The sequence below is a fragment of the Bacillus sp. C1 genome, assembly GCF_054570475.1.
Genome location: NZ_JBTMZT010000002.1, coordinates 335989 through 359714, shown reverse-complemented (window position 1 = coordinate 359714; position 23726 = coordinate 335989). Strand labels below are relative to the sequence as shown.

General features: G+C 35.0%; 24 protein-coding genes and 3 pseudogenes. 9 read left to right on the top strand and 18 right to left on the bottom strand.

Annotated features, from left to right (window positions below):
- The first annotated feature begins 171 nt into the window (after positions 1 to 171).
- Positions 172 to 1071, top strand: coding sequence for a DMT family transporter (locus tag ACX5JI_RS08350; protein WP_459500620.1), 900 nt, complete (start codon positions 172 to 174; stop codon positions 1069 to 1071).
- A gap of 80 nt (positions 1072 to 1151) precedes the next feature.
- A pseudogene (locus ACX5JI_RS08345) lies at positions 1152 to 1402 on the top strand (IS4 family transposase); the annotation flags it as partial.
- A 17-nt stretch (positions 1403 to 1419) separates the two neighbouring features.
- Here the strand turns inward: ACX5JI_RS08345 and ACX5JI_RS08340 are convergent.
- Genes ACX5JI_RS08340 through ACX5JI_RS08330 form a run of 3 tightly spaced genes read right to left on the bottom strand, consistent with a single transcriptional unit; the run spans position 1420 to position 4100 of the window.
- Positions 1420 to 2139, bottom strand: a complete 720-nt coding sequence (locus ACX5JI_RS08340) for an EcsC family protein (RefSeq protein WP_459500619.1) — start codon at positions 2137 to 2139, stop codon at positions 1420 to 1422.
- Positions 2140 to 2152: 13 nt separating this feature from the next.
- Positions 2153 to 3364 carry an ABC transporter permease gene (locus ACX5JI_RS08335; protein ID WP_459500618.1) on the bottom strand — a complete coding sequence of 404 codons (1212 nt, stop codon included), beginning with the start codon at positions 3362 to 3364 and terminating at the stop codon, positions 2153 to 2155.
- Positions 3357 to 4100, bottom strand: a complete 744-nt coding sequence (locus ACX5JI_RS08330) for an ABC transporter ATP-binding protein (protein ID WP_459500617.1) — start codon at positions 4098 to 4100, stop codon at positions 3357 to 3359. Before ACX5JI_RS08330 ends, ACX5JI_RS08335 begins: the two co-directional genes overlap by 8 nt.
- Before the next feature lie 574 nt (positions 4101 to 4674).
- On the opposite strand from ACX5JI_RS08330, the gene ACX5JI_RS08325 reads away from it, so the two are divergent.
- Positions 4675 to 5109 (top strand): HIT family protein, encoded by a 435-nt coding sequence (locus tag ACX5JI_RS08325; protein ID WP_003195737.1) that lies wholly within the window; start codon positions 4675 to 4677, stop codon positions 5107 to 5109.
- Positions 5110 to 5149: 40 nt separating this feature from the next.
- Here the strand turns inward: ACX5JI_RS08325 and yhzF are convergent, their stop codons facing one another.
- A complete protein-coding gene (yhzF, locus tag ACX5JI_RS08320) occupies positions 5150 to 5332 on the bottom strand; it encodes a membrane protein YhzF (protein ID WP_459501056.1) in 183 nt (60 codons plus the stop codon).
- 89 nt (positions 5333 to 5421) lie between these two features.
- Between yhzF and ACX5JI_RS08315 the strand changes: the two genes are divergently transcribed.
- Positions 5422 to 5784 carry a YtxH domain-containing protein gene (locus tag ACX5JI_RS08315; protein ID WP_459500616.1) on the top strand — a complete coding sequence of 121 codons (363 nt, stop codon included), beginning with the start codon at positions 5422 to 5424 and terminating at the stop codon, positions 5782 to 5784.
- A gap of 300 nt (positions 5785 to 6084) precedes the next feature.
- Positions 6085 to 6642 (top strand): HTH-type transcriptional regulator Hpr, encoded by a 558-nt coding sequence (locus ACX5JI_RS08310; RefSeq protein ID WP_459500615.1) that lies wholly within the window; start codon positions 6085 to 6087, stop codon positions 6640 to 6642.
- 6 nt (positions 6643 to 6648) lie between these two features.
- Here ACX5JI_RS08310 and ACX5JI_RS08305 read toward each other — a convergent pair whose 3' ends face one another.
- On the bottom strand, positions 6649 to 6984 hold the full coding sequence (locus ACX5JI_RS08305; RefSeq protein WP_459500614.1) for a DUF1878 family protein: 336 nt from the start codon (positions 6982 to 6984) through the stop codon (positions 6649 to 6651).
- A 119-nt stretch (positions 6985 to 7103) separates the two neighbouring features.
- On the opposite strand from ACX5JI_RS08305, the gene ACX5JI_RS08300 reads away from it, so the two are divergent.
- Entirely contained in the window at positions 7104 to 7298 is a 195-nt protein-coding gene (locus ACX5JI_RS08300; RefSeq protein ID WP_459500613.1) for a hypothetical protein, read from the top strand.
- 30 nt (positions 7299 to 7328) lie between these two features.
- On the opposite strand, the pseudogene ACX5JI_RS08295 reads toward ACX5JI_RS08300, so the two are convergent.
- Positions 7329 to 7440, bottom strand: a pseudogene (locus ACX5JI_RS08295) (YjcZ family sporulation protein).
- A gap of 293 nt (positions 7441 to 7733) precedes the next feature.
- Between ACX5JI_RS08295 and prsA the strand changes: the two are divergent.
- Positions 7734 to 8579, top strand: coding sequence for a peptidylprolyl isomerase PrsA (gene prsA / locus ACX5JI_RS08290; RefSeq protein WP_459500612.1), 846 nt, complete (start codon positions 7734 to 7736; stop codon positions 8577 to 8579).
- Between the two features lie 323 nt (positions 8580 to 8902).
- On the opposite strand, the gene glpD is transcribed toward prsA, so the two are convergent.
- The 6 genes from glpD to ACX5JI_RS08260 all read right to left on the bottom strand — a co-directional run bounded on the left by glpD (position 8903) and on the right by ACX5JI_RS08260 (position 15840).
- The gene (gene glpD / locus ACX5JI_RS08285) at positions 8903 to 10585 is read right to left on the bottom strand and encodes an aerobic glycerol-3-phosphate dehydrogenase (protein ID WP_459500611.1); all 1683 of its coding nucleotides are present in this window, start codon (positions 10583 to 10585) and stop codon (positions 8903 to 8905) included.
- A gap of 132 nt (positions 10586 to 10717) precedes the next feature.
- Positions 10718 to 12208 carry a glycerol kinase GlpK gene (gene glpK, locus ACX5JI_RS08280; RefSeq protein WP_459500610.1) on the bottom strand — a complete coding sequence of 497 codons (1491 nt, stop codon included), beginning with the start codon at positions 12206 to 12208 and terminating at the stop codon, positions 10718 to 10720.
- Between the two features lie 13 nt (positions 12209 to 12221).
- A complete protein-coding gene (glpF, locus tag ACX5JI_RS08275) occupies positions 12222 to 13043 on the bottom strand; it encodes a glycerol uptake facilitator protein GlpF (protein WP_459500609.1) in 822 nt (273 codons plus the stop codon).
- Between the two features lie 227 nt (positions 13044 to 13270).
- The gene (locus ACX5JI_RS08270) at positions 13271 to 13828 is read right to left on the bottom strand and encodes a glycerol-3-phosphate responsive antiterminator (protein WP_459500608.1); all 558 of its coding nucleotides are present in this window, start codon (positions 13826 to 13828) and stop codon (positions 13271 to 13273) included.
- A gap of 223 nt (positions 13829 to 14051) precedes the next feature.
- Complete coding sequence (locus ACX5JI_RS08265; protein ID WP_459500607.1) at positions 14052 to 14846, bottom strand: sulfotransferase family 2 domain-containing protein; 795 nt, start codon at positions 14844 to 14846, stop codon at positions 14052 to 14054.
- A 16-nt stretch (positions 14847 to 14862) separates the two neighbouring features.
- Positions 14863 to 15840 (bottom strand): CgeB family protein, encoded by a 978-nt coding sequence (locus ACX5JI_RS08260; protein WP_459500606.1) that lies wholly within the window; start codon positions 15838 to 15840, stop codon positions 14863 to 14865.
- 642 nt (positions 15841 to 16482) lie between these two features.
- On the opposite strand from ACX5JI_RS08260, the gene ACX5JI_RS08255 reads away from it, so the two are divergent.
- Positions 16483 to 16653, top strand: a complete 171-nt coding sequence (locus ACX5JI_RS08255; RefSeq protein ID WP_459500605.1) for a hypothetical protein — start codon at positions 16483 to 16485, stop codon at positions 16651 to 16653.
- A 155-nt stretch (positions 16654 to 16808) separates the two neighbouring features.
- Entirely contained in the window at positions 16809 to 16931 is a 123-nt protein-coding gene (locus ACX5JI_RS08250) for a PH domain-containing protein (protein ID WP_459500604.1), read from the top strand.
- A gap of 559 nt (positions 16932 to 17490) precedes the next feature.
- On the opposite strand, the gene ACX5JI_RS08245 is transcribed toward ACX5JI_RS08250, so the two are convergent.
- The 6 genes and pseudogenes from ACX5JI_RS08245 to ACX5JI_RS08220 form a co-directional block, all read right to left on the bottom strand.
- A complete protein-coding gene (locus tag ACX5JI_RS08245; protein WP_459500603.1) occupies positions 17491 to 18396 on the bottom strand; it encodes a VanZ family protein in 906 nt (301 codons plus the stop codon).
- 89 nt (positions 18397 to 18485) lie between these two features.
- Positions 18486 to 18662 (bottom strand): hypothetical protein, encoded by a 177-nt coding sequence (locus tag ACX5JI_RS08240; protein WP_459500602.1) that lies wholly within the window; start codon positions 18660 to 18662, stop codon positions 18486 to 18488.
- A gap of 268 nt (positions 18663 to 18930) precedes the next feature.
- Positions 18931 to 19146 (bottom strand): annotated as a pseudogene (locus tag ACX5JI_RS08235) (hypothetical protein); the annotation flags it as partial.
- A 76-nt stretch (positions 19147 to 19222) separates the two neighbouring features.
- Positions 19223 to 20380: an acyltransferase family protein gene (locus ACX5JI_RS08230; RefSeq protein WP_459500601.1), complete on the bottom strand. Its 1158-nt coding sequence runs from the start codon at positions 20378 to 20380 to the stop codon at positions 19223 to 19225.
- Between the two features lie 560 nt (positions 20381 to 20940).
- Positions 20941 to 21141 (bottom strand): sporulation YhaL family protein, encoded by a 201-nt coding sequence (locus tag ACX5JI_RS08225; RefSeq protein WP_459500600.1) that lies wholly within the window; start codon positions 21139 to 21141, stop codon positions 20941 to 20943.
- A 145-nt stretch (positions 21142 to 21286) separates the two neighbouring features.
- Positions 21287 to 23671 carry an immune inhibitor A domain-containing protein gene (locus ACX5JI_RS08220; protein ID WP_459500599.1) on the bottom strand — a complete coding sequence of 795 codons (2385 nt, stop codon included), beginning with the start codon at positions 23669 to 23671 and terminating at the stop codon, positions 21287 to 21289.
- Positions 23672 to 23726 lie beyond the last annotated feature (55 nt).

Genomic DNA, 23726 nt, shown 5'->3' with positions numbered 1-23726 from the left:
GAAAATTATAACGAACATTCGTATAATATAACTAACGTTAACTATATTATACGTTCATAAAATATATTTTACAAAATTACGGTTTACTATAGCAAGTAAAAAGGCAGTTCGTAAGGATTATCACCAAATCGATAGTAGTTATAACAATAACGATTTAAGGAGAGATATGAAATGCATGCCAAATTAAAGTTTGCCATCTCCATGGCCATATTCGGTTCAATCGGTCTATTTTCAGAAAAAACTGGTCTGCACTCGATTGAACTAGTTTTTGTACGTTGCCTCTGTGCAAGTATTCTTTTAGGAACAATTTTTTTGGGGAGCACATTAAAAACAAAACAACCGCGGGAAATTTCTATTCCTCGTAGGGAGTATTTACTTGCTTTATTGTGCGGTGTATTCCTTATTGTAAATTGGGTGTTTTTCTTCCGTTCTTTAGAAGTAATGCCTATTACTGTGGCGGTATCCATTTATCATTTAGCACCCGTTATTGTACTTCTCTTAGGCTCCGTTATTTTTAAAGAAAAAATAACAAAAATGGGATTGGTCTTTTTCTTTGTTTGCTTGTTAGGGACATTGTTAGTTGGGGGGATTCATCAACATACAACTGTGGCTGGATTTTTATCCACCGGTGTTTTATGGGCGTTTGCAGCAGCATTCTTCTATGCTCTAACTTCTATTACGGGAAAAGGAATTCAAATGCTTAGTCCTGTGTTAACAACCGTTATTCAAACAAGTCTAGGTGTTTTATTATTGCTACCATTAGTAGATTGGTCAAACTTTATGCATCTTACCATTGAAAACTGGTTCTATATCCTTGTTACAGGATTTATTCACACGGGATTTGTATTTTATTTATTTTTCAGTAGTTTGCGTGAGTTAAAGGCACAAACAATTGCTATTTTAGTCTTTGTTGATCCGGTTATCGCAATCTTACTGGATGTAACTATTTTGAACTACCGTCCTGATGTCTACCAGCTTCTCGGAATATTTTTAGTATTTGTGGGAATCAGTTATTCTCCCAAAAAAGAAAAAGATTTAGAACAGCGTACATGTATTCACTCAAACCAGTAGTGCAGTTTAAGCTATAAAATGATTAGGAAAATACACGCTTAATTCATGATGGAAAAGTGATGATGTATCGACTTATATTGTTCGAAATATGCCAATTACTTTTGCAAAAGACGCAAAGAGAATTAGACGAATACAAAGCACTTAGGATGATTCGAGATTATGTACCTCTGTTATATCAAGCCATGAAAAAAAACACCCAAGAAATAACAAAGGTTCTAATCCGCCTGTTCTATCTCTTACAGTAGAATGGCCGAAAATCTCACACATGTGAGAACAAACAGTCTTTGCTATTATGGGTGTAGCTTATAAGTATAGTAAATTTGACAAATAAAAGAAAAGTTTTATCTCTTATAGATGCAGCCCCTTCTGCTGAAGAAAGCGCAAACGATAGCAATTCATCGTCACCTCGCCGAGCCGTTGCAATAATTGATAATTCGCATACGCGCCGACGGGAGCACCGATCACCGGAACAAGCTGGAGCATCTTCGCTAAATCAATATAATCTCGATACTCTTGCTGGAATTTCTCCCAGTCCATATGATTGTCTGTTTCTGTATCCCACGTTTCGATTGCTTTCCATACTTCCTTGCGATGGTCGTCACTTGAAAAAGCAAGCTGAAAGACGTGCAGGATAAAGAGCCGCTCTTCTTCTTTGCTCGTATCGAATCCATACATAGTCGCTGCATCAAATAAAAATTTAATTTTAATGCTGAGCAGCAGCGGGAAATCAGCAAGTCCTAATAGAAAACCACCCGCTCCTGTTCCAGCACCTTCTGCTGCCGCAATTTTTTTGTACTCATCCATTTTCTTTAACACTTCTTCATCTCTTCTTTGCAAGGACCAATCTGTTTCTTTTAGCCTTGGTTTGATAAAGTTCGATCCGATGCTAATGCCTTGCACCATCTTTTTTATCGTTTCTGTTAAGATACGTTGTACTTTTTCTGGAATGAGTTGTTGCATTTTTATTTGTACCTTTTTCGAAAACCTCGTCATCACAGAAGAATTTTTCATGATTGTCTGTTTCCACTGCTGTAATTCTTCTATGACTTTCTCTTCATAATCCGTCATAAGTTCATTCCTTTCAGTTTAAACGTTCGATACGCTTTGCACCGTATTGATATACAAAACCGATACTAAAGACAACGCTAACAGCAAATACAATACAAGTCATGATGATATCTTTTGTTGCTACCGCAAATATGATTGTAAAGACAATGCTCCCAGTGCATAAAATTGCATTTAATAGTTTCAGAAAATCCTTTTTCTTTTCTTCAGCGGTTACGGGATATAAATCAAGCCACAGTTTTAAACGATGGTGTTTCCAAAGGCTTAGTAGTTGATAACCAATTAAGTATAAGAATACGATACTTACAATGAAGCGCCCGTATAAAAACGGAATAAAGTAAAGAATGACCCCGCCAATCGCAAGTAAGCGTATGTATAAACCGAAGTAATTGCCTGATCTTAAAAATGTTCGTGTATACAAATATAAATATGTACGTTTTTCACCAATCATCGAAAGTACAAAATCAAGCCATTTTCGGCGTGATACTCTCTCTTTTAATGCCGGTACATCGACAAACATATTGGCAATGCGGTATAAAAACATCATTTTCTTACTTTCTTCTGCAATTAAGTATTCCCAGTTTAACGGTTTTCCTTTTACTTTTTGATGCATGAAGGCAAGGTATATCACCATTACAAAGAGGATTCCCCCTATGTACATAACTGATGTGCGCTCTACAAGAAAATACACAAATAAACCGTTACATATAAAGCGAATAAACCAATCCGCGCGTTGCATACTTTGATCTGTTAAAAATGATTTTTCCCACGTTACGAATAAATTCCAAGCTTTCACGAAAACAAGTGCGACCACAATCCATATGTACGTCCCGCCTGATTCATTCATCTGCTGGAAATATAGCGGAGCAAGCGCAGCAGATACAATCGCGATTACATATAACTGAATCATAAACGTAAAGAGAAATGCTTTTGTAAAGTATGGTTTTAATTTTTTTTCAACGGGAAGCAAATACACAAGGTCCGCTTCCTTTAATAACGTTTGCACAGACCCTGTCGTTAATACAAGCCCAAGTAACACTGCCATTACAAGTGCGGCTGGAAATGACGGTGTTAATATTTGCAGCCATTGCTGGTAATAATACGCACCGGCCCCAATGATAAACACGAAAATAAACTTTAAATGATCGTTAAAAACATACTTACTATATGTACGAACTTCTTTTAAGAAATATTTGAATCGTTCTTTCCATAATGCTCTGCTATTCATAATCTTCTTCCTTTGTTAACGCAATATAAATATCATCTAGCGTCGCAGATGGCATATTAAACTCTGACTGCAACGCAGAGAGTGTTCCTTTCGCACGAATTTCGCCTTGATGTAAAATAATAAAGGAATCACAATAGCGTTCTGCCGTCGCTAAAATATGCGTACTCATTAAAATGCCAGCACCGCTCTTTTTCATTTTGTCCATCATTTGAAGTAGTGATTGAATCGCTAATGGATCGAGTCCAACGAAAGGCTCATCAACAATATAAAGCGATGGTTCAACAAGAAACGCACTCATAATCATCACTTTCTGCTTCATACCTTTTGAAAAATGAGCCGGGAACCATTTTAGACGATTCGTCATGCGAAATTCTTTTAATAGTTGCTGAACCCGTTCTTCATATTGTTTCTCATCTAAACCATATGCCATCGCTGTTAACTTTAAATGTTCTTCTAATGTTAATTCGTCATATAATACAGGTGTTTCTGGAATGAAAGAAAAACTAGAGCGATATGCGGTCATATCTTCTCGAATTGTTTTCCCGTTAATTGTAACACTGCCTTTTTTCGGCTCCATTAAACCAATAATATGTTTGATCGTTGTACTTTTACCAGCCCCATTTAATCCGATTAAGCCAACAAGTTCACCTTGATTCACAGAAAAGGAAACGTCTTGCAGCACTGGCCGCTTCGTATATCCTCCTGTGACATTTTCCACACGTAATAACTGTCCCATATGACACCACTTTCTTCATTATATTCATTTGCTTATATTCCATTAAAATGTATACCTTCATCTTATCAAAAAATAACCGATACTACATAGTACCTAAATTTCTTCAAAAAAAAATTAATTTCTTTACATATCTTCTGTAAAACGGGACATCATAATGAGTGAAGAAGGAAACTATTGAAAAAGCAACCACCAAATTGATGAATATAGCTTAGCGAAATCATCATGAAATGGGGTGTCCATAATGGACAAAGAAAATTTACACGAAACCAGATAGTTTGTTTTATTTTAGAAACGGGGTGTCTCGAGGAGAGAATATACTGTTTTATAAAATAAACAAGTTCATTTCATAAAGGATTATCATTTCATTGTAAATGGGGTGTCTACGGCAGAACACGAGCCGAACGATCACATATTTCCTAAATAAATGAGGTGTCTGCGAAAGGTAAATTATAAAAATGCTTTTTCAATCCCTCTTCAGAAAACAGGAAGCTGAGTCAGCTTCCTGTTTTTCGTGTTTGTTCTCTTATGTAAGTATGGTAAAATACGGCTAAGACTACTTGAAAGGATGATAACAATGAATCATACAGCGGATAATTGTATTTTTTGTAAAATTATTGAAGGGCAAATCCCTTGTTCGAAAGTATATGAAGATGAACATGTGCTTGCATTTTTAGATATTAGCCAAGTGACAAAAGGACATACACTTGTCATTCCAAAGGTACATAAACAAGATATTTTTGCCTTAACGCCAGAAATTGCATCCCATATTTTTTCTGTCGTTCCTAAAATCTCAAATGCGATTAAATCTGAATTTAACCCAGTCGGCTTTAATTTATTAAATAACAACGGTGAAAAAGCTGGACAAACAGTATTTCACTTCCATCTTCATTTAATTCCACGCTACGGTGAAAACGATGGTTTTGGTGCCGTTTGGAAATCACACCAAAATGAATACACGACGGAAAATTTGCAAAACATCGCAAGTACGATTGCAAATAGTGTAAAATAAATAAATAACAAAACATATCTTGTTATTCATAGGTAAAACATTAACCTAGCATATAAAACAAGATTGTACATAACAAGCCTACTCCTCCAAAAGAAATATATTGCATGGCTTGTTTCTTAACCCAAAATGCTGGTGGATACGATCTTTTTTGTTTTACAAATAACAGTAAATGCATTGCACGTACAAGAAAGAAAAGACTTACGATAAAACAAATTGTTGTCATGAGTTTCAACTTTTCTCCCCCCTTGTCTTAAGCATATGCATCGTTTTGTACATCATGAATAGGAACAAAAAATAAGGAGGTTTCCTTCTATGTCAAAGGCTAAATCTTTTGTAACAGGTTTAATTTGCGGCGGAGCTGTCGCTGGGCTAGCTGTTCTTTTTTCCACTCCTTCTTCTGGTAAAGATATGCGTACGAAACTAAAAGAAAAAGGAAATGACATGAAAAAGACGTTAGCTGATATTACTGCTGATACGAAGTTATTAAAACGTCAAATTGTTGAAACAGCTGTAGAAGGCAAAGAAGCGTTTCAAGGATTGAAAGTTGATATGCAAGATACACTTTCTACATGGAAACAAGATATTTCTCACAATAAACGTCATATTGAACAAGAAATTTTAGACATTCAAAAATCAATTGAAAAACTGCAACAAGCAGTTCCAGAAAAAGCATAAACAATGTATCATTCTTAGTTTTTGCATATAACAAATATGTTTTATAAATATTTCTCCTAACGCGACATATCACATAGATATGTCGTGTTTTTATGCATTTACAATATATGTTATCCTCTACTTTGTGAAGATACTTCTTATAGTTGTGACATCTAAAGCGTTCCCGCAAGTATGCATGATTTGTACAAGAATATGATTTTTCCGAAAAATTTTCACAATTCTCACAAAAAGACTTTATTAATTTTTATTTTACTGGCATAATAGATACTAATGAATAAGAATGTAAAAGTGGGTGAGTATATGAAAAGCGGAGAAAAAGATTATTCGGTAAAAGAAGCAATGATTTTCAGCCAACGCATTGCTCAATTATCAAAAGCATTATGGAAATGTGTAGAAAAAGATTGGCAACAGTGGATTAAACCATATGATTTAAATATTAACGAACATCACATTTTATCGATTGCTTATCATTTAAAAGGGGCTTCTATTTCTGAGATCGCAAAGTTTGGTGTGATGCACGTATCAACTGCATTTAACTTTTCTAAGAAACTTGAAGAGCGCGGCTATCTTATATTCTCAAAAAAAGAAGATGATAAGCGAAATACGTACATTGAAATTACAGAAAAAGGGGAAGAATTGCTGCTGCAATTAATGGAGGAGTATGACCCTGAGAATAATTCTGTCTTTAATGGAGCTCTTGCTCTTCGTAATTTTTATGGGAAATTCCCAGAAAATATCGAATTAATCGCGATTTTAAGAAATATTTATGGACAAGATTTTATCGATATTTTTGAGAAATCATTAGAAAATATTGAGGAAAACTTTACAGAGCATGATCAAAAACTAGTGAAAAAATAATACCGATTATTTCTTCACTGTCATGCGTAAAAATTCTTGCATAACTGGTTGAAATAAACCTTGTCTATATAGCGCTCCTGCTGTCTCGTTTACTTCGAGCTGATGTGGAAGCGCTTTTTCAAATTGTTCCAAAAGAGCATCAAATAACAGTAAACCCTCTTGTTTCTCTGCTATGTATTGTTCGTTTAATTGTTCACAAAGATTAAGTATACGTTCAATATCCTTTTTACGTGCTTTTTTCTTTATAATTAAAGAATAAAATGGACACTTATCTTCATCGATCATTTGAAAAAGTAATTCTACATAATATTCAGCTTGCTCTAGTCGCTTTACAACGTCCATTTTCTCCCTCACTTTCTAACGCATCGCCTGCTATTTCTGAATTTTATAACACGAACAAAATATCGTATGATACAATATATGAAAGTATATGTATTTTTGCCAAAAGGAGGTTTCTCCTCGTGACTCTTATAGAAATAGTTTTTGTCACATTTGCACTTATCGTTCTATTTTACACGAATTTCCTCACGCACACACTCTGCATGAGAAAGCAACTATCCGAAAGCCGTCAAACGAACGCTTTTCGAGTAATTAATGTATGTATTACGATTCTATTAATTTCTAGTTATATAGAAATTATATTTCATGGAAAGTGAGGAAGGAAAGCCCCTTCCTCACTTTTTCCTCTATAAGCAAATTATACCTATAATAACTAATAAAATAAACAGTACAAGTAATAAAATAATATGTGATACATTCATTCGCCCATCCCCCTTCTTCTACTTCCTTTATATGCACATGCGCCCAAGTGTGCTACTCTCTTCTTAATCTGACAATCTTTATAAGCAAATGGCTAATTTTTCTTTATCAATAGGAAAAGACGTCGAAATATGGTATATTAATTTTTGTACATATTGCTTATACTATAGAATAAAATTACCCTCAGCTAAATTTCATCCTTAGCCTCGGTAAGCCCTGTTAAGCTTTGTAGGCTTATGTTGGGCTCTCGTGAACAAACATAACCTTACATGAGAAATTGTTCATTTGCGTAGGATGAATTAAAAATACATAATAGTAGGAGTGTTTATTGAATGAAAAAAGCTATGCTTGCATTAGCAGCAACAAGTGTACTTGCCTTATCGGCATGTGGATCAGCTGATAAAATTGTAACATCTAAAGCTGGTGACATTTCAAAAGAAGACTTTTATAAACAAATGAAAGACAAAGCTGGTAAACAAGTTTTACGTGGTATGGTACTAGAACAAGTACTTGTTAAAAACCATAAAGTCGATGATAAAGAAGTTGACAAAAAAGTTGACGAATACAAAAAGCAACTTGGCGATCAATTTGACGCAGCTCTTAAACAACAAGGCTTTACAGAGAAATCATTTAAAGAGAGCGTTCGCGCTGAATTAGCTATGCAAAAGGCGATTGAAAGCAGTATTACTGAAAAAGAATTAAAAGAAAACAACAAACCTGAAATTAAGGCAAGCCATATTCTTGTAAAAGATGAAGAAACTGCGAAAAAAGTTAAAGAAGAACTTAATCAAGGTAAATCTTTTGAAGATGTAGCGAAACAATACTCTGAAGACCCAGGCTCAAAAGAAAAAGGCGGAGATCTTGGCTACTTCGCAGCTGATAAAATGGTAAAAGAATTTACAGATGCTGCATATAAATTGAAAAAAGATGAAGTAAGTGATCCTGTAAAAACACAATATGGCTACCACATCATTAAAGTAACTGATATTAAAGAACAAAAATCATTCGATAAAGAAAAAGATAACATTAAAAAAGCATTAGTTGAAAAGAAAATGGCAGACCCTCAGTTCATGCTTGAACTGCAAGAAAAAGAAATTAAAAAAGCTGATGTGAAGATTGAAGATAAAGATTTAAAAGATGTCTTTGAAACTCCAAAAGCTGAAAAAGAGACAAAATAATGTAATTAAAAAAAGCTGTCAGGAAACCTTGACAGCTTTTTCTAGTTATGGAGAAAGGAAATACGTGGCGCCTAAAATAGCAAATGAAATTTCATCGGCGTTTTTTCAAACGCTAAAGATTGAAGAAATATTTCAAAATGATACAAATAAAAAGCTCACTATATGAATTCTGTAATAAATAGTCTCCCTCTTTATCCGTATGTTATCGTAGCAAAAAAAACATAAAACAATATAAAAAATGAGCTCCACTTCAAATATATAACCTAAAAAAAGCGCTTAGAGGGTGTCTTCTTCCCTCTAGGCGCTTTTTTATTGCTAATCGCTTACGCTAACGCAGCCGCTTGCTTCTGCTGATCTACAGGCACAACAGCGTCTGTTAATGCTTTTTCTAATTCAGCTGTATATTTCATTTGCTCTTCTTTACTCCAGCCTAATTTTGCTGCCATATATGCAATCACTGCTTCTTTCCACTCATATACCCAGTGGATGTTGAAGAATACAGCTCCTCTACGGCGTACGAAGAAGTCAACTGGTTTTGCTGTCATTTCATAGTCCATCGCGTATACGAGCGGTACAAGTACGTCTAACGGCATATTATACTCTTTCGCATCTGCTTTTAGCTCTTTTGCTAAGTTGAAGAGAATATCAACGTTAGAACCATAGAATTTCGCAAATTCTTCTGCTTGCCCTGTTGTTAAGCCGTATTTTGTTCCCTCTCCAGCTTTTTTCGAAATAAACGTTGATAATCCGTTAGAACCACCTACATGGCCACCAGAGATTGGCATATGCTTTGTTTCGCTTTTCGGATATGCACTGTGTCCTTCTTTTTGTAATAACGTCGTTACATAATCTACTACCATTTCCGCCATTTTACGGTATCCTGTCAACTTACCACCAGCGATTGTAATTAATCCCGATTCAGAAGTCCAAATTTCATCTTTACGAGAAATTTCAGATGCGCTCTTACCTTCTTCGTAAATTAATGGACGCACACCAGCCCAGCTTGATTCAATATCTTTTTCTGTAATTTTTACGCTTGGGAACATATAGTTAATTGCATTAATGATATATGTGCGATCTTCTGTTGTCATTTGTGGTACCGCCGCGTCTTTATCATAGAACGTATCCGTTGTACCTACATATGTTTTCCCGCCGCGTGGAATCGCGAACACCATACGTTTGTCTGGTGTATCAAAATAAATAGCTTGCCCTAGTGGGAAACGTTTCTGATCGATAACTAAGTGAACACCTTTAGATAATTGTAATACCTTTCCTTTTTTCGAATTATCTTTTTCACGTAATGTATCTACCCAAGGTCCAGCTGCGTTTACAATTTTCTTACCGTACACTTCGTATACTTCACCATCTAATAAGTCAATTACGCGCACGCCACATACTTTTCCATCTTTATATAAGAATCCGTCTACTTTTGCGTAGTTAACAGCTTTTGCACCATGTTCAATTGCTTCTTTCATTACTTCAATTGTTAAACGTGCATCATCTGTACGATATTCTACGTAGTAACCACCGCCGTTTAATCCGTCTTGTTTTACAAGCGGTTCTTTCTTCAGTGTTTCTTCGCGACTAAACATTTTTCTACGTTCACTTCGTTTTACTCCTGCTAAGAAGTCATATACGCGAAGACCGATTGATGTACTGAATGAACCAAACGTACCGCCTTTATGGAACGGAAGTAACATCCACTCCGGAGTTGTTACATGGGGACCGTTCTCATATACGATCGCACGCTCTTTCCCAACCTCTGCTACCATTTTCACTTCAAGTTGTTTTAAATAACGTAAACCACCGTGTACAAGTTTCGTTGAACGACTTGATGTCCCTGCTGCAAAGTCTTGCATTTCAAATACAATTGTTGATAAGCCGCGTGTTGCTCCATCTAATGCAATACCAGAACCAGTAATACCTCCACCAATTACGATCACATCTAACTCTTGTTTATTTACTCCATTTAATACGTCTTTACGTTGTTTACTTGAAAATTTCATGGTAATTCCTCCCTATTATACGAAAAAAGAGACCACAAACTCCGCTATAGAATTCGCTTCTATAGCGTGTTGTGGTCTCTCCATATCTCCTACCGAATTATTAACTTATTATCATTATAACACTGTTTATGATTATTTAAAAGCTTTTGTTGCTTCAATCGCTTTTTTCCATCCAGCGTATAGCTCTTCACTTGTTTTCGCTTCCATCGCTGGTGTAAAGCTTTTATCCATATTCCACTGCGCTTTAATTTCGTCTTGGTTCTCCCAATATCCAACCGCAAGACCAGCTAAATATGCCGCACCTAAAGCTGTTGTTTCATTGATTATAGGACGCTCTACAGGAACATTTAGCATATCACTTTGGAACTGCATTAAGAAGTTATTCTTAACTGCGCCTCCGTCAACACGTAATGTTTTCAGTTCAATACCTGAATCAGCTTCCATTGCACATAATACATCTTTCGCTTGGTATGCTAATGATTCTAGCGTTGCACGAATAAAGTGTTCTTTCGTTGTTCCGCGCGTTACGCCAAATACCGCTCCGCGTACTTCACTATCCCAATATGGTGTGCCAAGTCCTACGAATGCTGGAACAACGTAAACACCATCTGTTGATTCAACGCGAGACGCGTATTCTTCACTCTCACTTGCATCCTTGAACATGCGCATTCCGTCACGTAACCACTGGATTGCTGAACCTGCTACGAAAATACTTCCTTCAAGTGCGTATTCAACTTTCCCGTTTAAACCCCATGCAATGGTTGTTAATAAACCATGCTGAGACGCAACTGCCTTTTCACCTGTATTCATTAACATGAAACAACCAGTTCCGTATGTGTTTTTCGCCATACCTTCACCGAAGCAAGCTTGTCCGAATAATGCTGCTTGTTGATCACCTGCTACACCAGCGATTGGTACACTTTGACCGTAGAAATGATAATCGATTGTATGACCGTATACTTCAGATGATGGACGTACTTCTGGAAGCATGCTCTTTGGTACTGTTAACATGTCTAACAGCTCATCATCCCATTGTAAGTCATGAATATTAAACATTAATGTACGTGATGCGTTTGAGTAGTCTGTTACGTGCGCTTTACCACCAGATAATTTCCATACAAGCCATGTATCAATTGTTCCGAATAATAACTCTCCACGTTCTGCTTTTTCTCTTGCACCTTCAACGTTATCTAAAATCCATTTTACTTTCGTACCAGAGAAATATGCGTCAATTAAAAGGCCTGTTTTTTCGCGAACCATTTCGCTGTAACCTTTTTCTTTTAAATCGTCACAAATATCAGCTGTTTGACGCGATTGCCATACAATCGCGTTATAAATTGGTTTACCAGTTGCTTTATCCCATACAACCGCTGTTTCACGTTGGTTTGTAATACCGATACCAGCGATTTGCTCTGGTTTTACATCTGCTTCGCTTAAGCATGTTGCAATAACAGCTAAAATTGATCCCCAAATTTCTTGTGCGTTATGTTCTACCCAGCCTGGCTTTGGAAAATGCTGCGTAAACTCTTTTTGAGCTGAATGAACAATTTTACCTTCTTTATTAAAAAGGATTGCACGCGAACTTGTTGTTCCTTGGTCTAATGAAAGAATATATTTTTTCATAATCGGTTCCCCCTTATGCTACTTTTCTACTATTTGTATTACTTCCGCTCTTTTTGCTTGTCATATAAGAGATTGCTAGTACAATCACAGTTGCAATTATTACATAAATAAGTGCTACATTTTGTTCTCCTTCAAACACTACTTGATGGAATAAACCTGCAAGTGATCCACCTAAAATCGGTCCTACTACTGGAATCCATGCATATTTCCAGTTTGAACCACCTTTACCCGGAATCGGTAAGAAGAAGTGAGCAATACGAGGTCCTAAATCACGAGCCGGGTTAATTGCGTACCCTGTTGTTCCACCTAATGATAAACCGATACTTACGATTAAAAAACCTACGATGAATGGATTTAAACCATCTGCAAATTTATTTGCACCAATTGCTAATATACCAAATACTAAAACGAATGTTCCAATCATTTCACTTAAAAGGTTTGCAAATGTGTTCGGAATTGCTGGTCCTGTTGCAAAAACACCTAATTTTGCGCCTGCGTCTTCTGTTTCTTTCCAATGAGGTAAGTAATGTAAATATACAATAATTGCTCCGATAATTGCCCCAATCATTTGCGCTACGATATATCCTGGTACATCGCTCCATGGGAACGCTCCCTTAAATGCTAGTCCAAGTGTTACTGCCGGATTTAAATGTGCCCCACTAATTGATCCAACTGCATATGCTGCAACAGCAACTGCTAAACCCCAGCCCATTGTAATAACAATCCATCCAGAGTTATTTGCAAATGACTTCTTTAAGCTTACACCAGCACAAACGCCGCCACCAAGAACGATTAACAACGCTGTCCCTATTAATTCTCCTAAAAATGCTGACATAAAATCCCTCCACAATCAAATTAAACGCTTACGGTGTGATAGAGAGAAAATGAATGGCCATTCGTTTTTTTCAAAAGAAAAAGATCCACAGCCTACATGCTTCTATATAATAATATAGAAACAATAAAATGTGGATCTCTACTTTTCTCCGTCACGTTTATTAACTTGTCTATAATGTTAACCGCAAATGAAAGCGGTGTCAACAAGATTTTTTCACATTTTCGACACTACTTTTGGAAATGTTTCCATAGTTCCTTTTTCGACGTTGTAATCGCTGTCGCACCAGCCCCTAACGCTCTTTCAACATCCTCAACTGTACGAATAAATCCACCTGCTAAAATCGGTACGCCCGTCCGTTCTTTCACTTCGGCAATTACACCTATTAAAGCCCCTGGAAGTACTTCGATATAATCTGGTCTTGTCTTCTCTAACAGATTACAACTTTTTTCCATCGCACTAGAATCAATTAAAAAGATGCGTTGAATCGCTACAACACCCTTTTGCTTCGCTTTCATAATTACACTCGCCTTTGTCGACAATAATCCATACGGCTTATACTCTTGACATAAAAACTCTGTCGCATGCCCGTCACTTTGCAAACCGTGAATCAAATCGACATGTAGAAATACTTTTTTACAATGCTGCTTAGCAAGTTGAACCACACTCTTCAATTGCCCGATATGAATGTCTAAAATAACAATATACTCATAAGAACTATGTAGTAACTTTTCTAAATCCTTAATTTGTCGAACAGCTGGCAAAATCCTTTGTTCATGAAATTCCATTCAATAAATCCCCTTCTTTTCGTCTCTTTTCCTTTATAGTACACAATTTAGGCGAAAAGAACAGCTAGTAGAAGAAATTTTTATTTCCTTACTTACCGCATTGTATGAAACAGTCCATATTTTATTTAAAAGTGCACATGTGATTTCCTCGTAAAAAATGCAACCTTATAACAAGTGTCATAAAGTTGCATCCACCGGGTGTGAAAATATTTTCAAATCAATTTCAAAAAGTACTCGGATACTTGTATGTTTTAAAATCTTGATGGAATATAGATTGAACCAGTTCTAAAGTTTCTTTATCATAAAAACTTTTATACGTTGGGAATTTAGGAAATAAAGGATCTGTTATATCTACGTCTGCATAATTCCCTTCATATAACATTTTATCAGATTGATGATGCTTTGATTTTACAAGCGTGTGTAAAGGGGAATGTTGAAGGTTATATTTCATTTCTAATGCGCGAATTGTCATGTTAAACTTCTCCAGGTAAATATAATTAGTTACGAATTGTTCTTCTCCAGGTATATATTGCTGGGCATAGTGAGGATCAACATCTATATTATTTTTTTTACTATGCTGAAGATAATAAAGAAATTGTTTAAAGGAAAATCCTTTATCACTGTTTTCGTTTTTATAAAGAAACTTTTTGATAGGCCTCCAATGTGGATGTTGAATTTCAAAGAAAGGAATAAAGAAAATAAAAGAACTAACGGCTCTCTTATAAGGATTTCTAACTAATTTATAGGTATCTTTTTGTTTAGCTTGTAATGCAGTACTCAACTGCGTTTGATACGTTGGATGTGCTTTATATATTGTGTATTCGTAATTATGGATATACTCTAACTCTGACCGGTTTTTTAATGCTGTTTCGAGTAAATTAATTTGATAAAAAAACCATAAAGCTAAAGAAGTGCATCCACTTTTTTGACTCCAGAATAGAATCAAAGGAAAATCTTCTTGAAAATGCGGAATACGAGCTTGTGCGGTTGTAATGTTTATTGCATTAAGATTTGACACCCTATATCCCTCCACCTTATATAAAAATATTATCCAATAACTGACGTACACGATGATCATAAGTATGTTCCCGTAATGTTCTCTTATATGCATTCGTTGCAATTTGTAATCGTTCTTTTTCGTGCACTAAATAATACTCTGATTTCTTCATGAACTCTGTAGGAGAATGAAATATTTCTATTTCCGTACCTAGCATGTAATGTTTTTCAAGATCAGACCTGACATCCGTCAATTGAAAGGCATGTGAATTTGCAATTTCAAATGTACGATTATTAACGGAGTATGCTTCAATTTGTAAAGAGTTACAATTTAATGTTTGATCCTGTGTGGAACGATGCATATTTATATTAATTTTAGAAGATGTATAATACTTTAAACTCTCTTCATATATTCCTAATGGCATTAATTTGATTTTATCTTTTAATAATTCATAATGCTTTAATTTCTCCCAACCATAGCCTACAATACATGTGTTTTTTTGCTTTAAATAGTCAGCAACTGAATCAATAAAAGACAAGCGATTTTCAAATGCGGTACCTAAAAAGCTTATATCGTACTTATAGGAGACGAGCTCAAGATTCGGTTTGTATATACTTGAATCTGATGCTAAAGGGACATGAAATACATGATTACATCCCAATTCCTTATAAAAACCAATGATTCCAGAATCTTGTGTAAATACATAGTCATAATGAGACACAATGTGTTGTGTAAAATCGGAACAATAAGGATCATCTGTTAACCATATTCCTGTTCTATAACCATAATCCTTTAACATAGGAATGACAGAATTAAAATCTGGATGTAAGCCATGTAGAACCAGAATAAAATCCGGTTTTGTTTCAATTGCTGTTTTTATAGCCTCTTGACTAGAAACCATTGTGACGGCTTGTACTACTTTCTTAAGAGCATTATATATAGACATTTCTAGTAATGGATAATAAAAAGGGATACCAGATTGAACAAATAAAACATTTGCATTTACAATATGCATACTTATCACCTTTTTCAAATGTATGATGCGCACAAAAATAATAAAAATAGAGCCCCATTTATCGTACGTATAAATATTATCTCTATTTTTCACAGGTACGACAGGAAGAACAGGAACCTTCTATACCATATATGTTTCATTAGGAAATTTTAGAATGAAATCATCTTTTTTTGCTGTACATATTTAACTTTATTATTATTCTCTTTCTCAAAAGCGAAAGAGCTCCTTCTTCTTAACGTACAGAGAATCGGTTGATTTGTGTCCAAGTTGTGTCTAAACATACAATTTTCCCGAAATGATATGGTGACCCCATGCCCATCAAGCTAAAAGAACTAGTTACCCCAAAACAAAAAAACGTTATTCTTTCTAAACAAGCTAGATTAGAAGGAATAACGTTTTTTTGTATTTGAGAGTATTAAAATCTCTTGAATTGATGGGCATGTAAGGTGCCCTTAATAGAAAGTAAAGTTTTTATAAGTGACTTCTTTAATTTGGAAATTAAGTGTATTATTATTTGGATAGATAAATATAAACAAAGACGAGGTGATATTAACTATTTTTACATCGGTTGTATATTAATGATGATATTTTTGGCTTATGTTGGAGCAACAGACCTTAAACATTAAAAAGGAGACAGGAATCATGTTACTTATTATCATTTCAATTATCGCACTTGTATTTTATATTAAGAAAGAGAAAGCAGAAAAGGGAGACGATTATAGTCCTAAGAAAACGATATTGTTAATGGGTGTAGGTATATTAGTATTTGCAGGTATTTATTTTGGATTTATTGCAATCAACGATATGCAATAAGTGTGTGAGATGGTAGTAAACTGTATATGCTACAATTAATAATTATGTTAACAGTAGGGGGATTCTTTTTAATTGTTGATAGACCATTATTAAGTATACTAAGTCTATTTATTATATTTGTATTAAAGTCATTATATGACAGTAACAGTAAATAGGTGAAAGGGAGACTACAATGGACGAGACAGCGATTAGAAATTATGTATGGAGTATTTGATATATTAACTGTTTGTGAACCGCAAGAAGATGCGGCATTTATTCGTTTATTAAAGGAAAAATAACCTAATATTAAAATAATAAACAAACCTGCTAATGAATAGTTTTAGTAGGTTTATTTATTACAAAGTAGTCATTCTCCTTCTATATAAATACAAATTAAAAAAAGACATAAAAGCCCTTTTCCTGTCATGTGCAAGTTTTAAAAAAGGTAGAAAGCAACTAGCGGTCAAGTTTTGTTCTTCCTAGCAGTGACTTATATGCTGAAAAATTAAAATGGATTTATATACAATCTTAGTGGCAAACAGTAACTGTGAAAATCTATTAGTAACTTCACTTGACGGATTTGTTTTGCAACAGTATGCAGCAACCTTTCTTAAAAAAGGTTGCTTTTTTCATAGATTGTTTAGAAAGAATAACATTTTTTTGTACTTAGGGGGAGTGAAAATTCTTAACTTGATGTGCATGTATGGTGACCCCTAAGAAAGAATAACGATTTTTTGTACTTGTGGGGATATGAAAATTCTTAAGTTAATGGGCATGTATGGTGAGGCCATATAAGAAAAAAACTAATATTGACGTCAGTCCTGGGGATCATATACAAAAACAAGAAAATTCAAATTATTACCTTGCGGAAATAGGTGGAACCGTAAGAACTACGTCATTATCTTTTAACTGTACGCGAAAAATATATACAGGTTGAGAAAAACCTTTTGTGTCAGTGGCGTACTCTAAATTATACTCTGTAATGACTAATGTCTCACCTTCAAATTCTTCACCCGCTCCGAACGGTCCCATAGGATAAATGTCTCCTTGTTTCAGTTTTTGAAATGCTTCTTTTGGAGAAATAATTTCGACGTCTCGCACTTTTTGACCTTTGGAATCGTAAACAGGCATTTTTTTACCTTCATTACTTAACTCCAGTGATGCTTTTATAGTGACATGAGACATATCTGTTTTTCCATAAGGATCAAATGGCATATTACCAAATTCCTTCATTTGATACGAAATAATTATTCCAAGTGCGACGAAGCTTACTGCAGTGGGTAAGATTAAATATTTGACTATTTTTGTGTGTGATTCCTTTTTTTTAAAAAAAATAAGAACTATATTTAATATACAATACCCTAGCATCATTCCTATGGTATTATGAAGTAAATCGTCTAGTTCTGCACTTCCACGAAGTGTTATAAATTGAAGAGTTTCAATAAATAAAGATGTTGTAATTGAACTGATTAACATCCATTTTGCTTTTAAAAAAACTTCACTAAATAAAGGTAATAAAATCCCTAGCGGAAACAGCATACCTATATTAACAATGATATGAAAAAAAGAATTAAATGAAAATTGATTCCATGCTTGTTGATACTGGCTCAGTACATCGAAATCAATTGTTCTTACAAAGATATTCTCAGCTGAACGACCAAATGTGGTAGCTATTATTAAAAGGGAATAATATCCTATTATTAATATAAATAGTATAATTTGTCGTTTAGTAAATTTCTTTTCTCGTTCATTAATAAAATTCATTTTACACCTCTTTAGAATAATGTATATTTTATCGGTTCTGTTGCAAGGTTTCTTAACAGATAAAAAGTTGAGTCAAATACAGTTAAATTTTATGCAATGGTTAGTAATTGTTGTAATTCATTGTACGTCGAAAAACAGGAGTCTAGCTCAGCTTTGTTTAAAATACTAACGATGATTACTATTTGATATGCACTCTTTCCATTTTTTGCAGGAACAATCACCTTCATTCCTGTTACATTACTATTACTGGACTTACCAAAGGTCACTTGGTTCCCACACGGCCTCTCCATACCTTTTACAAACTTTAGTTCTTACTCTTAACTTTTTCTATTTCAAGGATCAGCTTTCGCTCCAAGGACTTCTGATTGTTCGATAACGATTTGACCAGCGTCCCCATCTTCATATTCAGTCTAACTATAGATTTTGGTTTTCCTATTGTAATGTTTGAGTCAACCTGTTCATTCACTGGATGGTACCCTCCTGGAAAATAATTTGGTTTTTTCATCAGAAAATCAACTGAATTTTGCGCTTCTTCTATGGTAAATATAAAATGCTTATAAATTTTCTTATAAAGAGAATTTGTTTCATTAACAAGTTCAGCAACTGCAAGTGAGCTAACGTCTTACTAATTGTATTTTCGGCTATGTCTGAATAAACATTACGAAGATCCTCTTTCATAAAAGGAGTTTTGGGGTTAAGTATAAAATTAAAAATTTGTTCAATTTTAGTATGTTTACATACAGAATTCAGAATTGACCGATTCCTAATATACTCAGGAACCGGTAATATTCTTATAATTACTAAAGAAATAAGATTCCTTCAAGTATTACACTTTTTTTTGAAACTTTGTTGTTCTTTGTTTCGCCCAATTAATACACTTCTTTTCAATTAAATGATACGAAAATATAGAACAAAGTATTGTCATAGTTATACATAAGATAAGAAGGAACAGAATAGGTATCTTTGCATACAAAAGTTTAAATAGTACCATCATGATTGGAAAATGACACAAATAGATACTATATGAAATTTCTCCTAAGTATACAAATACACTCTTATTTAAGGTGGCTTTTATTTTCAGGTTACTCATAGCCATTATAATCAGTATACTAACGCCAATTACGACACCCCAATCTTTCAATAAGAAAGTAGTATCATTACGAGCAAACCCATAAACCAAAATGGAATATACATATAGAATAATCCCTAATGCAATAAGAAGTCTTCTTTTTAATTTTCCCATATTCCTATATAGGTAGATAAGTTTTTCCAGATGCTTAAAAAGTAACATTCCAACCATAAACATAGATGTGAAGTGCAGTGTATCGGCATAACCATTATAAAAGCCCTCAGCTTTCCCAATATGCAACATATTAAGAAAAATACTAATTAAAGAAAAAACCATAGCAAAGAGTATCGTTTTCTTCCAGCTCTGTTTATAAAAAAGAAGGAATAGCAAGGGAAACACAATAGATATACGCATTTCTTGAGCCAATGACCAGATAACTGGATTATAATTTTCCGTAAAAAAGTTATTAAGAAGCACAAAGTGATTGATAATATCTAATTTTGTTATAGACCCTTGCCACCTATCATAGAACCAATCCCGTAGTCCTGTTACGTCATACGGCGAAAATAAAATAAATAAAGCGAAAGTGATGAATATCCAGAAATAATAAGGGAGATATATTCGTACAAATCGCTTAATTAAATATCCCCAATAATTTGTTTTTGAGTGATAAAGTGCCATAGATAACACAAAACCACTGAGTACATAAAAAACGATTACAGCTTCTCCACCAGCCCATAAGAAACGAAGCGGGGAAAATTTAATAGAATTAGGCAATGATGGTAATATTAAACAAAAATGTCCAATTAACACTGTAATAGCCGCTAACCCTCGTATGGAATCTAATTCTTTTATTCTCTTACTCATAAAGTCTTCTCCTTGTAAATTGTAGATTTTACTGTTAATAAAGGCCACTATACTAGTGTAGTGGGAGAATTGTACATATATACGTATAGGATAGAAGGAACTATTAAAATAAAAAGTAGGGTAAGCTTTAAATTTTTATTAAATTTTTGAACTCTTTTCTTTAGGTAACCTAACTTCAAATATTGTTCTTATCACATTACTTTTAGCAGAAATCACTCCATTATACTGTTCGACTATATTTTTAGGATTACACTTAATAGACAATCTAAGTAATAAATTTGTTCCAAATTTACAAAAAAATCAAACCAGTGTGCCCCGATTGAATATCGAAACACACTGATAACTTAGTCTTTTTCTTATTGTCTACTTAATAGGGGGAAGACCCTATCACAATCAAGCTAAGAAAAGCAAATACCCCGAAACAAGAAAATTGACATCTCCAGATGAAAATGTACAATTTTTTGTTTTTGGGGCGTTATAAAATCCTTAAGTTGACGGGCATGTATGGTGACCCCTATTAGTGGAATAGAAGAAACCTGTATACAGTGTATACAGGTTTCATTGTGACATTTTAGAATAAAAAACAAGAAATTCACGTTATACTATTACTAAAGCAACACAGAATCCTTATCCTTCTCTTGATGGCGTCGTTCTCTTTCCTCTTCTAAACGCTTCATATATACTTCGCCTTCTTTTTCAATAAACTCATTATCCATCTCTTGCTCTTTTTTCGAAGTATATAAAACCATGTAGCCACTTACGACAATCCCAATAATGATAAGATAAATCCACCATGGTAAAGTTTCCACTTTATTTCCTTCCTTTCCTAAGACAAGCCTTGTTAGTTTCACTGTATGAGAGGAAGGACAAGGTTATGACTTTTTTCCATACATTCCTTTTCAAATTACGAAAGCAGTACCCATTAAGAGTACTGCTTCTCGTTTCACTTTTATTTTATCGATGAATCCAAACTGCACCTGCAGATTTATCTTCAGCTTGACCTACTACTTCGAACTTTAATCCTAGTTTCGGCAATTTACGTCCTGCATCCGGAATGATACTGTTCATATATTGCTTCGAATCATCAAATTTCGCAACCCCTGGTAAGCCTTTATAATCAAAAGTGCCGCGAGTTGCTGATTCTACTTTCCACGCAGGTGTTTGATCAAATGAAAATGCAGCATCAGCAATTTGATAACGCGTACTGCTCTTCACAGTCGGTTTTCCGTTTAACGTCCCTACAATTGCATCTGGATGAGAATCTACTACACCTAGGAATCCTTCACCTGGATGAACGCCTACCCAGTTATCTGTAAAGCTTTGATCTGCATACCATACAACCATCCCCGTATTAAATACTGGGCCACGCGCATATTTTAATGCCTCGTCAGAACCAGCGTAGTTTCTCCACTCTACATAATAGTTATGTTTCTTCTGTTCAAATCCGTTAGACACAGTAAACCCTTTTAACGTCATTGCTGATTGTCCTTCTGCATCATCAGAGAACACAACTTTGCCATCTACAGTTAATGCTGCATTATCTAACGCAAATCCTTTATAAGCTACCGCAATGTCTGTTACATACTCAAATTGCAGTTTTACTTTCTTCCCTTTGAACTGGCTTAAATCGTATGATTTATCAACCCACTTACCATCAGTTGTATCCATACCACCTTTTACATCTTTTTCACCAATTCTATCAATACGCGTCTTCGTTCCATCTTCTGTAACCGCATGTACGTCAAGGAAATCATACTTCGCTTCAAGTTCATAGAATGTCTTATAATCAAACTTCGCATTCGCTGCATTTGTTAAATCAAATACCGGTGTCTCAAGTGTTGTATGAATGTCATTTCCTTTTGTACTGTAATAAAATTGCTTGCCAAATGCTGATTCGATATTTTTTATATCTTTGTCAGGTAAATTAACGCGAACAATCCCTGGTCGTTTTGATTTCGTCACACTTTGATCGATATATGTTGCTGCACCGATTCCATTGCGAAGCTTATCATAATCTACCTCTACAATATTCGCCCAATTTCCGCCCATATTCTTTTGGAAGAACTCTTTATTTTGCGGGGAGAAACTTGTTGGTTCTGTTCCTGCAACTTTTCCAGACCAACTGCCTCCACTCATAAGAGACCAAGACTCGACTGGTTCCCCTTGTCCTGTGTATTTTGTATCGTACTCATCTGGTAAGCCTAAATCATGACCGTACTCATGAGCAAACACACCAGTTGCTCCATCTTCCGGTTCGATTGTATAATCATATGCAGCCATCTTTCCGCCCCAATTCGGAACAGAGGCTTTCGTTCCATCAATCGCATATGGTTTTGTGCCAAGTTTCGAACGGTGAGACCAAATCGCATCATCTTTCAGCTTACCGCCGCCAGCTTCTTGCCCTACACCTGCATGAACAACCATTAAATGGTCAATAATGCCGTCTGGCTCATTTTTATTACCGTCACCATCTTGATCGTACTGATCAAATTGGTCAAAATCAGCTAAGTTTATCCCTTTTTCCACTGCCGCTTTTAATGCTTCCTTCACAAAATCACGTGGTCCTAAAGGTCCTTTATTATCATGACCACTACCAGCATCTGCCCCATAATCAGAAGCTTTTCCTGGAACAGTTAACCATTCCGTTACCGTTCCATCAACTGTATAGCTACCACCTGATTGTTCTTCATAATATTGCTTAAATGTATTAATTTTGGATCCATCAAAAAGCGTAAATGGTTCATCGCCAAATAACATCTTTTCATAATGCTCACGATTAAAGTCTTTAGAATACATATATCCTGGTTCTTGATCAATATTGTTATGTTTAAAATCGCTAAATTCTACGAGTAAAACAAGCACTTTATCTTTTCGAACATCTCCATTATACCCTTCTTGCTTTGCTGGCGCGGTCGGAACTTTTCCATTTAGCTTACCAGGATTAAACCCTGATGCTTGTCCCGATACCGGTCCTTTTGCTGGTTGCTCTGCCTGTTCATTCTCCTTCATTTTTGCATCTTTTACTTTTTTCATAAAATCAGAAGCTTCTTGCGTTAAACTGTCTCCTGTTATGATTTCTTTTCCAGGGTTTTCCCCTTTCTTTTTCTCAACATACTTTTCAACAGCTTTTGCTGTCTCAGCTTGTGACGCAGACTTATCAATGACTCCTCGTTCTTTTAACGCTTCTGCCAAACGTTCCTCTGGAATTACATGCTCATCAATTGGCAAGGATGCTGGTGTTTCAGCATATGCTGCTTGACTGCCAAATGCAAAACTACTACTTAATACTGCCGCTGTTGCTAATACTGACCACGGTTTTAATTTCATCTTCTTGTTCAACGTATTTCCTCCCCATGTTTGCGAATCATCTGTTTTCTTGTCGATACAAAAATAA